The following is a 12,295-nucleotide window of genomic DNA, read 5'->3' as shown; positions in this document are numbered from 1 at the left end:
GTATTGGTGCAGGTCAGCCCGGTAGTCGCCGGGCGGAGGCCGCCGAGCGTACGGCGATCTTGGCCTCTCGGCGGGCGGTCCGGACGGCGCGCTGCACCGAGCGGCGCGAGTGGCCGATCCGGTGACCGGCCCGCCAGCGCAGTCCGGGCTTGCCCTCGGTGTCCGCGGCGGCGAGGAGCAGCCCGCCGAACAGGCCGAGGTTCTTCAGGAAGTGGATCTGGTTGTTGTTGCGCGCCATCGGGTCGTCGTTGCTCCAGAAGGGATGGCCGGCGATGGTGGTCGGCACCAGGGTGCCGGCGAGGACGAGCGCGACGGGCCGGGTGAACCTGCCGGTCGCCAGCATCAGCCCGCCGACGAGTTGGGTGGCCGAGTTGGCCCGGATCAGCGTCTCGGTGTCGGTCGGGATGCGCGGGTGCAGGTTCTGGATCAGCGGGGCGACCCGGTCGGTGACCGGTTTCGCGGCGGTGGCCAGCCGGCCCGGGTTCTGCAGGTTGCGAGCGCCGCTGACCACGAAGATGCCGCTCAACATGACACGGGCGAGGGAGCGCACGGGCTTCATGAATCAGTCATACCCCGTCGAGCTGGTCGCCACCCCTGCAACACTCGAAAGGGATCGGCCGACATGGACGTCCGGCCGGGCCGGTCGCCGGGCCGATTTCAGCGACCGTCGCTGATGGACCGCGATCGGACGGTAAGGTCGCGCGGGTGACGACCCTGCGACTCCGACCCGAGAATCCGGCGGACGAGGCACCGGTCGCCCGGGTGCTGGCGACCGCCTTCGCCCGCCCCGACGTGACCACCCCGCCCGAGGTGGGGCTGGTCGACGAGCTCCGGCACAGCGACGCCTGGATCCCGGAGCTGGCCATGGTCGCCGAGTACGGCGGCGAGGTCGTCGGCTACGCGCTGCTCACCCGGGTGCGGGTGTGCACCGACGACCACACGTACCCGGCCCTGGCGCTCGGACCGGTGGCGGTCGCGCCCAACCGGCAGCGGATCGGACACGGTACGGCGGTGGTGCAGGCGGCCCTGGACGCCGCGACCGAGCTGGGCGAACGGCTGGTGGTGGTGCTGGGCGATCCGGCGTTCTACCGCCGTTTCGGGTTCGGTCGGGCGGACCGGATGGGCCTGACCAGCCCCTGGTCCGGCCTCGGTGAGCCGTGGCAGGCGTTGCTGCTGCCCCCGTCCACCACCGACGAGCCACCGCCACCAGGGGGTGAGGTGCTCTTCCCGCCGCCCTGGGCGAAGGTGTGAGCCGGGCGGTCAGGCCGGCTGGGTGCGCAGGTAGCGGCCGAAGTGGGGAACGGTGAAGGCGACCGTGCCGCGCTCGCCGGAGTAGATCAGCCCCTTCTTGATCAGGGCGTCCCGGGCGGGCGACAGGCTGGCCGGCTTGCGGCCGAGCGCCCGGGCGATCTCCGCGGTGGGCACCGCCGCGTCCATGTCGTCCCGGCCGTTGTCCTCCCCTTCCACCAGGGAGAGCGTCGCCATCGCCCGCATGTACTCGCGCTCGGCGGGGGTGGCCCGCTCGAACCGGGAACCGAAGAAGCCGACGGCCAGCTCGGCCTCCGCCTCGGGCGCGGCGACCCGGACGTCGGCGGCGGTGATCGGCGAGCGGGGCGCGTGGTCCCAGGTGGCCTTCCCGTACGCCTGGACGAAGTAGGGGTAGCCGCCGGACTTCTCGTAGAGCAGGTCGAGGGCCTTCGGCTCGTACTCGACCTCCTCCCGCTCGGCCGGCGCGCAGAGCGCCTGGTCGGCGGCGATCCGGTCCAGCCGGTCGATGCGCTGATAGCGGAAGAGCCGCTCGGAGTAGGATTTCGCCGCGCTCAGCACGGCCGGCAGGTGCGGCAGCCCGGCGCCGACGACGATCAGCGGCGCGCCGAGCTGGGAGAGCTCGTGGCAGGCGGCGCAGAGCGCGGAGACGTCCTCCGCACCGAGGTCCTGCATCTCGTCGATGAAGATCGCGACGCCGGTGCCCACGTCGGTGGCGACCGCCGCGGCGTCGCTGAGCAGCTCGACCAGGTCGATCTCGATGTCCCCGGAGTCGGCCCGGCCACTGGTGGCCGGCACGTCGATGCCCGGCTGCCAGCGGTCGCGCAGCTTCGGCGCGGCACCGCCGCGTCCGGTGGGCGCGGCGCGCTGGGCGAACGCCTTGAGTACGCCGAGGAAGGCGTCGATCCGGTCCGGGGCGCGGTGCCGGGGCGCCAGCTCGCGGACCGCCATGTGCAGCGCGGCGGCGATCGGCCGGCGCAGCGACTGGTCGGGCCGGGCCTCGATCTTTCCGGTGCCCCAGAGGTGGTTGATCGCCTGCGAGCGGAGGGTGTTCAGCAGGACCGTCTTGCCGACCCCGCGCAGCCCGGTGAGCATCAGGCTGCGTTCCGGCCGGCCCCGGGCGATCCGTTCCAGCACCACGTCGAAGACGTCCAGCTCGCGCCCCCGACCGGCGAGTTCGGGCGGGCGCTGGCCGGCGCCGGGGGCGTACGGGTTGCGGACCGGATCCACGAATCGCACAGTATCGGGCCGTCTAGCTGCGAGGCTAGACATCCGTAGATGGGGCTACCGGCGTGTCGGGCTCCTCGACAGAAAACTAGGGCTGTCTAGCATCCACGCTAGACAGCCCTAGTTTTGGCTACCGTCGCCGGGCCGCCGCTCCCCGCCGGCGCGGTGGCCGGCGGTGATGGTCAGCGGCGCTTGAGGCAGAGCACGAAGTCGAGCGTGTCCAACTCGCTGTCGAAGAAGTACCAGTCGGTGTAGCCCTCCACCTTGGCGCACTTCGCCTCGGCGTCCTTCTTGCCGGTGGTCTCACCGTCGAAGCGGCGCAACACCTGATAGGTGTTCGCGCCGCACTCGCTGATCACCAGCTTCGGCTGCCGCCCGTTCCCACCCTCGTTGCTGACGCACTGGCCCGCCTTGACGAAGCGCGAGTCGGTCGAGGAGGCCGGGGCCGGTGCGGTGGTCGGCGGGTCGGCGGGGCCGCCCCCCGCCGTGGGGTCGGCTGCCGCCGAGGCGGACGTGCCGGAGTGGTTCACCGGCTCGTCCCGGCCGAGGACCCAGTACGCCCCGGCCCCGCCGAGCACCAGCACCGCCAGCACGACCAGCACCGCGAGCAGCCGCCCCTTGCCGCGCTTCGGCGGGGTCGGCTCGGCGTACGGCGGCTGCCCGGCGTACGTCGGCCGCTCGGCGTGCGGCGGCTGCCCGGCGTAGGGGGTCGGCTCGATGTACGGCGGCTGCCCGGCGTACGTCGGCTGGTGGGCGTAGGGGGTCGGCTCGGCGTACCGCGGCTCGGCGTCGGGCGGCCGGCCGGCGTACCGCGGCTCGGCGTAGCCGGGCTCGGCGGGCGGGTGTCCCTGGTACCCCGGCGCGCCGGCCGGCTGCCCGGTGTCCCAGCCCGTGGTCGGCTCGTACCGCTGGGCGGGCGGCTCGCCCCACCCGGCGGGCTGAGGGGCATAGCCGGGGTCGTAGCGCGGGTCGGCCGCCGGGGCGTAGCCGTCGTCCGGTCGGCGTCGGTCCCACGGATCGGGGGAGCCGCCACCCGGTGGTCCGAAGTTCGACATGCCACGTCCTCCTGGTTACGCCAGTGGTGAGAGGCCGGCCACCAACGGGGGACGCCGACGCCGTGGTCACCGTAGCGTGGTCCACCGATGAGCTCACGCCCCACAGGTGCGAAGTCGACCGTCGACCACGCCACCACCACCACCACCGCCACCCGTCCCGCCCTGGTCTGGACCGCGCTGGTCCTCGTCTACGTGCTCTGGGGCTCGACCTACCTGGGCATCCGGGTCGCGGTCGAGTCGCTGCCGCCACTCGCTTCCGCCGCGATGCGGTTCGCCGCCGCCGCGGCGGTGCTCGCCCTGGTGCTCCGACTCCGCCGCGGGCCGGGCGCGCTCCGCGTCGACCGGCGGCAGCTCGGGTCCGCCGCCCTGGTCGGGGTGCTGCTGCTCGCCTGCGGCAACGGCCTCGTGGGCCTCGCCGAGTCCGGCCCAGCCGGAGTGGCACCGCTGCCCTCCGGCATCGCCGCGCTGCTGGTGGCCACCGTCCCGCTGCTGGTCGTGCTGCTGCGTACGCTCGGCGGCGACCGGCCCCGGCCGTGGACCTTCGTCGGGGTGGGCGTCGGCTTCGTCGGTCTCGTCCTGCTCGTCCTCCCCACCGGTGGGCCGGGAGGCGTACCGGTGGTCGGAGCGCTCATCATCGTCGCCGGGGCCATCTGCTGGTCGGTCGGCTCCTACCTCTCCGGGCGCATCCGGATGCCCGCCGACCCGTTCGTCGCCACCGTCTACGAGATGGTCGCCGGCGCGGCGGCGCTCACCGTGCTCGCCACCCTCCGGGGCGAGCTGCACGGCTTCTCCCCCGCCCAGGTGACCGGCCGCTCCTGGGCGGCGCTGGCGTACCTGATGGTGGCCGGCTCGCTGGTCGCCTTCACCGCGTACGTCTGGCTGCTGCACCACGCCCCGATCTCCCTCGTCGCCACCTACGCGTACGTGAACCCGGTGGTCGCGGTGGCGCTCGGCGCGCTGTTCGCCGCCGAACCGGTCACCACCCAGGTGTTGCTCGGCGGCGCGGTGATCGTCGTCGGGGTGGCCGTGGTGGTGAGCACCGAGCGTCCCCGCCGGCGGGTCGACGGGGCAGCCCCGGAGCCGGTCCGCCGGTAACATCCCGGCGCGTGTCCGCCGGGTTGGTGACGGGTGTCGCGCTCCTCGGCGCGCTCGCCGGCTGGGCGGCCGTCCCGCTCGCCCGCCGCTTCACCGCCCCCGACGTCAGCGTCGCCGCCGTGGGCCGCGCACACCAGGTGGCCGCCGCCGGCCCGCGGGCGCCGGCCCGGTCCGATGCCGCCCACCGCGCCGGAGCGGACGGTGACCGGGACATCCGCCCTCGATCGGTCGGGCGGCTCGGGATGGCTCTGACGGGCACGGCGGTGTTCGGCGGGTTGGCCGTCGCGCAGGGCGGCGAGCCGGCGCTGCCCGCGTTCCTGCTGGTCGCGGCGCTCGGGCTGGTGCTGGCCCGGGTGGATTTGGCCTGCCTGCGGCTGCCCGATCCGCTGGTCGGCGCGGCGGCGCTCGGCGGCGGGCTCGGCCTGGTCGGGGCGGCGCTGGCGGCCGACGCCCCGGGTCGCCTGCTGGCGGCGCTGGTCGGCGCGGCCGTCTCGTTCGCCGGCTACGTGCTGCTGGCGCTGCTGCCCGGAGCGCGGCTCGGGTTCGGCGACGTCAAGCTCGCCGCCGCGCTCGGCCTGCCGCTCGGCTGCCTGGGCTGGCCGACCCTGGGCCTCGGGCTGCTCCTGCCGCACCTGCTCAACGGCGTGGTGGTGCTCGCCCTGCTGGCCGCCCGCCGGGTACGCCGGGACACCGCCCTCCCGTTCGGCCCGGCGATCCTGGCCGGCGCCTGGCTCGCGGTGCTGCTCGCCTGAGCGCTGCACGGGCGGACCCGCGCCGCGCTGCTCGCCTGAGCGCTGCACAGGCGCGGGCCCGCGCCGTCGGCTGTCGAGCAGGGGCCCCTGCTGAGCCTCAGGCGGTTGAGCACGGGCCCCTGCCCTCAGATCAGGCGGAGCTGGCGGTCCTTGGGGCGGCGGGGTTCCGCCTCGCCGAACCGTTCGAAGAGCCCCGGGTCGATCACGTCGAGGAACGGCGACGGTCGGCAGTCGCGTTCCGATCCGTGCCGGGTACGCCGGGCGGCGTGGCTGACGTACAGCCGGTCCTGCGCCCGGGTGAGCCCGACGAAGAAGAGCCGGCGCTCCTCGGCGATCGCGTCGTCCTCCGGCTCCGACCCCGGCCAGCGCAGCGGCAGCAGCCCGTCCTCCGCGCCGACCAGGAAGACCACCGGGAACTCCAGGCCCTTGGCCGCGTGCAGGGTGAGCAGGGTGACCGCCTCGGCGCGCGGATCCAAGGCGTCCACCTCCGCCCCGGTGGCGAGCTGGGAGAGGAAGAGCCCGAGGTCGTCGCCGCACCGCCGGGCCAGCGGGGTGAGCAGGTCCACCGCGGTGCGGACGTCCTCGGGGCGTACCGAGCCGGCACCGTCGAGCGTCGGCACGGCGAAGCGCTCCGCGAGGATCTGCCCGGCCAGCCGGACCCGGGCGGTCAACGAGCCGTCCAGCCCGGCGTGCCGCAGCTCGCGGGCGATCGCCGTCACCCCGGGCCGGTCGCGGAGCCGGTCGTGCGAGCGCTTCTGCACCGGGATGTTGGCCCGGGCCAGGGCGTCCACGATCGGCGCGGCCTGCGCGTCGGTGCGGTAGAGCACGGCGATGTCGGAGAACGACAGCGAGGTGGACCGGCCGTCGATCCGGCCCGAGTCGAGCGAGCGGTGGGACAGGCCGCCGACCAGTTCGTCGATGGTGCGTACCACGAAATCGGCCTCGTCGGCGACGGAGGCCGCGGCGTAGCGGCCGACCAGGGGGGCTTCCGGGTCGAGCCGGGCCGGGTCGAGCCGGCGGCCGCGGACCAGCGACGACGGCGCGATGGCCTGCACCGCGGCGGCCAGGATCGGTGCCGACGAGCGGTAGTTGCGGTTCAGCCGGACCAGCCGGGCATCGGTGAAGTCCTGGGAGAAGCGCAGGAAGTAGCCGACGTCCGCGCCCCGGAACGAGTAGATCGCCTGATCGGGGTCGCCGATCGCGCAGAGGTTGCCGTCGGCGGGGCTGAGCAGCCGCAGCAGCTCGTACTGGACGGCGTCGACGTCCTGGTACTCGTCGACGAAGATCCACTTCCAGCGCTCGCGGTACTCGCGCACCAGCTTCTTGTCCGCCTTCAGCAGCGCCACCGGCAGGGTGAGCAGCTCGTCCAGGTCGACCAGGTCCCGCTTGCGCAGCAGCGCGGTGTACCGGCCGTCGTCGTCACCCGCCTCGGCCCGGGCCGCCGCGCGGTCCGCGTCGTCGGCGATGCGGAAGTCCGCCGGCAGCCGGGCGGCCGCGGCGTTCTCCCGCAGGATGGTCAGCCCCAGCGAGTGGAACGTGCCGACCGTGATGTCCTCGGCCACCGGGCCGAGCAGCCCGTCCAGCCGGTGTCGCAACTCCTCGGCCGCCCGCCGGGTGAAGGTGATCGCCAGGCACTGCTCCGGGAAGACGTTCAGCTCCGCGCAGAGGTACGCGATCCGGTGGGTCAGCGTCCGGGTCTTGCCGGTGCCCGGACCGGCCACGATGAGCAGCGGGCCACCCGGTGCCGAGGCCGCCACCCGCTGCATCGCGTCGAGCCGGTCCAGCAGGCCGGTGCCCACCTCCTCCATGCCGGCGAGCATCGGCTCGAACGGCTCGTGCGGGGAGGGCGCCGGCGCGATCGGCGGCGGCGGTGGCGGGCCGGGCTTCCGCTTCGGCTCCGTCCGGGCCGCCGCCGGGCGCTTCGCCTTCGACTTCGGCGCCGGCTCCACGGGCTTCCGCGGCGCGGGCACGGGTACGGGTACGGGTACGTCGAAGAGGGTGTCCTGGCCGCTCGCCCCGCTCGTGGTGCCCAGTTCGGCCGGGTCGAACAGGGTGATCACCCCGTACTCGCCGTCGTAGCCCGGGACCCGGCGCACCTCGCCGCGGCGGAGCCGGCCGATGCCCTCGGCGAGCAGTTCGCCGCCGACCCGGCCGATCTCGTCCAGCGGGCTGGTGGTCAGGATCTCCAGCTCCGGGCCGAGCGCGGCGACCAGTTCGTTGAGCTTCCCCTCGACCTTCTTCGAGCGGGCACCCACCTTGTTGATCTCGCCGAGGATCTCGGCCAGCGGCACCAGGTGCGTCACCTCGCGGGCGTGCGCCGGCCGGTGCCCCTCGGGCCGGTCGGCCAGCTCCTCCACCCGACTGAGTACGCCCACCGTCAGCGGCTTGCCGCACTCCGGGCACCGCCCGCCGGCCTCGCGGGTCCGCTCGGGCGACCAGTTCACTCCGCAGAGCCGGTGCCCGTCGGCGTGGTACTTGCCCTCCTCGGGGAAGAACTCGATGGTGCCGGCGAGCCCGTCCCCGGTGCGCAGCGCCTCCCTGATCGCGAAGTAGTCGCGGGCGGAGTTGAAGACGGTGGCCTCGCGGGCCAGCGCCGGCGGCGAGTGCGCGTCCGAGTTGGACACGAGCCGGTAGCGGTCCAGGCTGCCGACCCGCCAGTTCATCTCCGGGTCGGAGGAGAGGCCGGTCTCCACGGCGAAGACGTGCTCGGCCAGGTCGGCGTAGCAGTCGGCGATCGCGTCGAAGCCGGACTTCGAGCCGAGCGCGGAGAACCAGGGCGTCCAGATGTGCGCCGGCACCAGGTAGCCGTCCGGGCTGGCCTCCAGCGTGATCTCCAGCAGGTCCCGGGAGTCCAGGCCGAGGATCGGCCGGCCGTCCGACCCGAGGTTGCCGATCCGCCCCAGCGCGGCGTTGAACCGGGCCACCGCGTCCAGGTCCGGCAGGTAGATCAGGTGGTGCACCTTCCGGGTCCGGTCGTCCCGCTTGTAGATCGTGGAGATCTCCACGCTGAGCATGAACCGGACCGGGTCCGCCTCCGCCGCGCTGGCCAGCCGCGGCGGCAGCCGCCGGGCGATGTCCCGCTCCGCCTCCGGGCTGAGCCGGTACAGGCCGGGCTCGGCCGGATGCAGCGTCTCGCGCAGATGGTCGTACCAGGCGGGATGGGTGAAGTCGCCGGTGCCGAGTACGCCGATGCCCTTGCGTCGGGCCCACCAGCCCAGGTTCGGCAGGGTCAGGTCCCGGCTGCACGCGCGCGAGTACTTCGAGTGGATGTGCAGATCCGCGACGAACGGCGGGAGGCCACCGGGGGGTGCGGCGCTGAACGGAGGCACGCCGCATCCTGCCACGAGCGGTCCGCGGCCCGCCCGCCGCCACGCGTACGGGTGACCTGAGCAATCCGATGCGGGACCCGGCGGCCCGGTCGCGCTATTGGGCGCGGAGCTCCACGAGGGTCACCTGCGGCGGCGCGCCGACCCGGACCGGCGGGCCCCAGAAACCGGCCCCGTTGGTCACGTAGACCTTGGTGCCGTCCACCTCGCCGAGGCCGGAGACCACCGGCTGCTGGAGCTTCACCAGCAGGTTGAACGGCGCCATCTGCCCCCCGTGAGTGTGCCCGGAGAGCTGGAGGTCGACGCCGTACTTCGCCGCCTCGTAGGCGGCCACCGGCTGGTGGGCCAGCAGCACCACCGGGCGGCTCGGGTCCCGGTCGCCGAGTGCGGCGGCGTAGTCGGCAGGGGCGGCCAGCCCGGTGCCGGCGGCGGTGACGTCGTTCACCCCGGCCAGGTCGAGTACGCCACCCCGGGCCCGGATCTCCTGCCGCGCGTTCTGGAGCACCCGCAGGCCCAGCCGGTCCACCTCCTGGACCCACTCCTCGACGCCGGAGTAGTACTCGTGGTTGCCGGTGACGAAGAAGCTGCCGTGCCGGGACCGCAGGTCGCGCAACGGTTCCGCCGCCGCGCCCAACTCGGCCACCGAACCGTCGACCAGGTCACCGACGACCGCCACCAGGTCGGCGTCGAGCCGATTGATCATGGCGACGATCCGCTCGGTGTGCGACCGGCCGCGCAGCGGGCCCAGGTGGATGTCGGAGACGGTGGCGATCCGCAGCCCGTCCATGCTCCGGGGGAGCTTGGCCAGCGCGATCTGCACCCGGTCCAGGCGGGGCGGTCCCATCGCGGTGCGGACGCCGTACCCGGTGATGCCGGCGGCGGTGAGCCCGGCGAAGATCGCGGCGCCCCGGGCGAGCAGCAGCCGCCGGGACGGGTCGTGATCCGGCTGCCCGACCGCCACGGCGGCCGGCGGGGCGACGGCCGGCCCGGCCGGGTCCGGGACCGGCGGCTCGGCGGTGCCAAGGTCGGCGGCCCCGACGAGGGCCGGCTCCGGCGCGGCCGTGGTGGGCTCGGCGAGCGCCGCCCGGCGGCGCAGCACGAGCTTCGCCACCGCCATCGGCACTTCCAGCACCAGCAGCAGCACCAGCAGGTAGAACATCAGGGCGACCCAGACGAAGCCGGGCCAGGAGAGGAAGCGGATGGCGGCCCGGTTGGTGCCCATCGTGGCCGGGATCAGCAGCCCGAGCGCCAGAACCGCCCACCCGCCGATCCTCCGCCAGCGCCCCGGGACGGTGGTGTCCAGCACCAGCCGCTTCCACAGGTAGAGATGGATCAGGACGATGACGACCAGCGCGAAGCCGATGAGCGTCACCAACGCCAACAACTGAGCCTCCCTCAGCCGCCGGCGAACGGCGGCAGCACGTCGACCGTCACCCCGGCCGGCAGCGGTGCCTGACGATCATGGCAGGCCACGCCGTCGACCAGAAAGCTGGCCGCCTTCAGCACGTCGGCCAGCCGTTCGCCGTGCCGCGCCGTCAGCTCGTCCACGAGCTCGTCCAGGGACCGGCCGGCGAGGGCGGTCTCCTCGGACCGGCCGGCGGCGGCGCGCGCGCCGGCGAAGTAGCGGACGGTGAGCTCCAAGGTCAGCCTCCGATCGCCGACATCGGACGGGCGGGCTGCAGGAAGGTCGGGTCGTCGATGCCGTGCCCGGCCCGCTTGCCCCACATCGCGGTACGCCAGCGGTGGGCCAGCTCGGCGTCGTCCGCCCCGGCGCGCAGCGCGCCGCGCAGGTCGGACTCCTCGGTGGCGAAGAGGCAGGCGCGGACCTGGCCGTCGGCGGTGAGCCGGGTCCGGTCGCAGGCGCCGCAGAACGGCCGCGTCACGCTGGCGATCACCCCGACCCGGGCCGGTCCGCCGTCCACCAGCCAGGTCTCGGCCGGAGCCGCGCCCCGCTCGTCCGGATCGGCGGTCAGCGCGAACTCGGCGCGCAGGGCGGCCAGGATCTCGTCGGCGGTGACCATGCGGCTGCGGTCCCAGCCGTGCTGGGCGTCCAACGGCATCTGCTCGATGAACCGCAGCTCGTAGCCGTGGGCCAGGGCGAACCGGAGCAGCGCAGGGGCCTCGTCGTCGTTGATTCCGCGCATCAGCACCGCGTTGACCTTCACCGGGGTCAGCCCGGCGGCCGCCGCGCCGGCCAGCCCGGCCAGCACGTCACCGAGCCGGTCCCGCCGGGTCAGCTCGGCGAACCGGGCCCGGTCCACCGTGTCCAGCGAGACGTTGACCCGGTCCAGGCCGGCGGCGCGCAGGGTGGACGCGAGGCGGTCCAGGCCGATGCCGTTGGTGGTGAGCGAGATCCGGGGCCGGGGCTGCAACGCGGCCACCGCCGACACGATGCCGACCAGGCCCGGCCGGATCAGTGGCTCGCCGCCGGTGAAGCGCACCTCGGTGACGCCGAGCCGGTGCACCGCGACGCGGATCAGCCGGACGATCTCGTCGTCGGTGAGCAGCTGCGGCCCGGACAGCCAGGGCAGGCCCTCGGCCGGCATGCAGTACGTGCAGCGCAGATTGCACTTGTCGGTCAGCGAGACGCGCAGGTCCCGGGCGACCCGGCCGTACCGGTCGACGAGGACGCCGTCAGTCGTCGGGGCGGCGGTCACCTGTCGACCGTAGCGCGCCCGGCGCCCCCCAGCGCGGAGTGGGCGGCGGAGACCACCGCATCCTGATACGCCGCGCCGAACAGGGCGGTGTGCACCAGCAGCAGGTGGAGCTGGTGCAGTGGCCTCCGTTCCTGCCAGCCGTCGGCCAGTGGCCACGCCTCCTGGTAGGCCGCCACGATCCGGTGCAGGTGCGGCGGGCCGCCGAAGAGCGCCAGCTGCGCCAGGTCGGTCTCCCGGTGGCCGCCGTGGGCCGCCGGGTCGACCAGCCAGACCCGGTCGTCCGCCCCCCAGAGCAGGTTGCCGGGCCAGAGGTCGCCGTGGATCCGGGCCGGCGGCTCGTCGCCGCCGAACTCGCCGATCCGCCCGATCAGTTCCTCGACCAGGCTGGCGTCCCCGCCGGTGAGCGCGCCCCCGTCGACCGACATCTTCAGGTACGGCAGCAACCGGCGGCGGGCGAACCACCCCGACCACGGGCCGGGGTCCGGGGTGTTGTCCTGCGGCAGCGTGCCGATGAAGCCGGGCCACTCGGCGCCGAACTCGGGTGCCCCGGCCCGGTGCAGCCCGGCCAACTCGCGGCCGAACCGCTCGGCCGCCTCCGGCGTCGGCTCGCCGGGCTCGACCCAGTCGAGCGCCAGCAGCTCCGGCAGCGCCACCACCACCTCGGGTACGGCGACCGTGCCCGGCTCGTGCAGCCAGCGCAACCCGGCCGCCTCGGTGGCGAAGAAGTCCTCCGGCACCGGGCGGGTCGCCTGTTCCGGCCAGGTCTTCGCGAAGACCGAGTGCCCGTCGTCGAGGGTGAGTCGGGACGCGGCGCAGCTGTCCCCGCCGGAGACCGGCGTCTCCCGGATCCGCTGGTGGGTCAGGAAGGTCGGCAGGTGCTCCGGGTGTGCCCGCAGGTACGCCAGGTCCATGAGCGC

Annotated in this window: 11 protein-coding genes; 3 read left to right on the top strand and 8 right to left on the bottom strand. The window is 74.5% G+C overall.

The genetic code is table 11. From position 1 onward, the window contains the following. Positions 1-13: 13 nt before the first annotated feature. Positions 14-559 carry a DoxX family protein gene (locus ACY34I_RS02790; RefSeq protein ID WP_148793732.1) on the bottom strand — a complete coding sequence of 182 codons (546 nt, stop codon included), beginning with the start codon at positions 557-559 and terminating at the stop codon, positions 14-16. Between the two features lie 146 nt (positions 560-705). Between ACY34I_RS02790 and ACY34I_RS02785 the strand changes: the two genes are divergently transcribed. Then, a complete protein-coding gene (locus tag ACY34I_RS02785; protein ID WP_462752144.1) occupies positions 706-1,251 on the top strand; it encodes a GNAT family N-acetyltransferase in 546 nt (181 codons plus the stop codon). A 9-nt stretch (positions 1,252-1,260) separates the two neighbouring features. Here ACY34I_RS02785 and ACY34I_RS02780 read toward each other — a convergent pair whose 3' ends face one another. Further along, positions 1,261-2,496: an AAA family ATPase gene (locus ACY34I_RS02780; RefSeq protein WP_462752142.1), complete on the bottom strand. Its 1,236-nt coding sequence runs from the start codon at positions 2,494-2,496 to the stop codon at positions 1,261-1,263. A 179-nt stretch (positions 2,497-2,675) separates the two neighbouring features. After that, positions 2,676-3,548: an LppU/SCO3897 family protein gene (locus ACY34I_RS02775; protein WP_462752140.1), complete on the bottom strand. Its 873-nt coding sequence runs from the start codon at positions 3,546-3,548 to the stop codon at positions 2,676-2,678. 87 nt (positions 3,549-3,635) lie between these two features. Between ACY34I_RS02775 and ACY34I_RS02770 the strand changes: the two genes are divergently transcribed. After that, a complete protein-coding gene (locus ACY34I_RS02770; RefSeq protein WP_462752138.1) occupies positions 3,636-4,643 on the top strand; it encodes an EamA family transporter in 1,008 nt (335 codons plus the stop codon). A gap of 11 nt (positions 4,644-4,654) precedes the next feature. Next, positions 4,655-5,395, top strand: a complete 741-nt coding sequence (locus tag ACY34I_RS02765; RefSeq protein ID WP_462752136.1) for an A24 family peptidase — start codon at positions 4,655-4,657, stop codon at positions 5,393-5,395. A gap of 125 nt (positions 5,396-5,520) precedes the next feature. Here ACY34I_RS02765 and ACY34I_RS02760 read toward each other — a convergent pair whose 3' ends face one another. From ACY34I_RS02760 to ACY34I_RS02740, 5 genes are all read right to left on the bottom strand, one after another. Continuing rightward, positions 5,521-8,724 (bottom strand): UvrD-helicase domain-containing protein, encoded by a 3,204-nt coding sequence (locus tag ACY34I_RS02760; RefSeq protein ID WP_462752134.1) that lies wholly within the window; start codon positions 8,722-8,724, stop codon positions 5,521-5,523. A gap of 94 nt (positions 8,725-8,818) precedes the next feature. After that, entirely contained in the window at positions 8,819-10,105 is a 1,287-nt protein-coding gene (locus ACY34I_RS02755; RefSeq protein ID WP_462752132.1) for a metallophosphoesterase, read from the bottom strand. Positions 10,106-10,116: 11 nt separating this feature from the next. Beyond that, on the bottom strand, positions 10,117-10,362 hold the full coding sequence (locus ACY34I_RS02750) for a MoaD/ThiS family protein (RefSeq protein ID WP_462752130.1): 246 nt from the start codon (positions 10,360-10,362) through the stop codon (positions 10,117-10,119). A gap of 2 nt (positions 10,363-10,364) precedes the next feature. Then, a complete protein-coding gene (gene moaA, locus ACY34I_RS02745; protein ID WP_148793724.1) occupies positions 10,365-11,378 on the bottom strand; it encodes a GTP 3',8-cyclase MoaA in 1,014 nt (337 codons plus the stop codon). Continuing rightward, a complete protein-coding gene (locus tag ACY34I_RS02740) occupies positions 11,375-12,289 on the bottom strand; it encodes a fructosamine kinase family protein (RefSeq protein ID WP_462752127.1) in 915 nt (304 codons plus the stop codon). Before ACY34I_RS02740 ends, moaA begins: the two co-directional genes overlap by 4 nt. Positions 12,290-12,295: the final 6 nt, after the last annotated feature.

Source organism: Micromonospora sp. RTBAU3-60 (assembly GCF_054963695.1).
This window is presented reverse-complemented; position numbering and strand designations above follow the sequence as displayed.

What these genes read in the sequence shown, in the direction of transcription:
- ACY34I_RS02790 (WP_148793732.1), bottom strand. Translation starts at nt 559, where the DNA reads ATGAAGCCCGTGCGCTCCCTCGCCCGTGTCATGTTGAGCGGCATCTTC.
- ACY34I_RS02775 (WP_462752140.1), bottom strand. Translation starts at nt 3,548, where the DNA reads ATGTCGAACTTCGGACCACCGGGTGGCGGCTCCCCCGATCCGTGGGAC.
- ACY34I_RS02770 (WP_462752138.1), top strand. Translation starts at nt 3,636, where the DNA reads ATGAGCTCACGCCCCACAGGTGCGAAGTCGACCGTCGACCACGCCACC.
- ACY34I_RS02740 (WP_462752127.1), bottom strand. Translation starts at nt 12,289, where the DNA reads ATGGACCTGGCGTACCTGCGGGCACACCCGGAGCACCTGCCGACCTTC.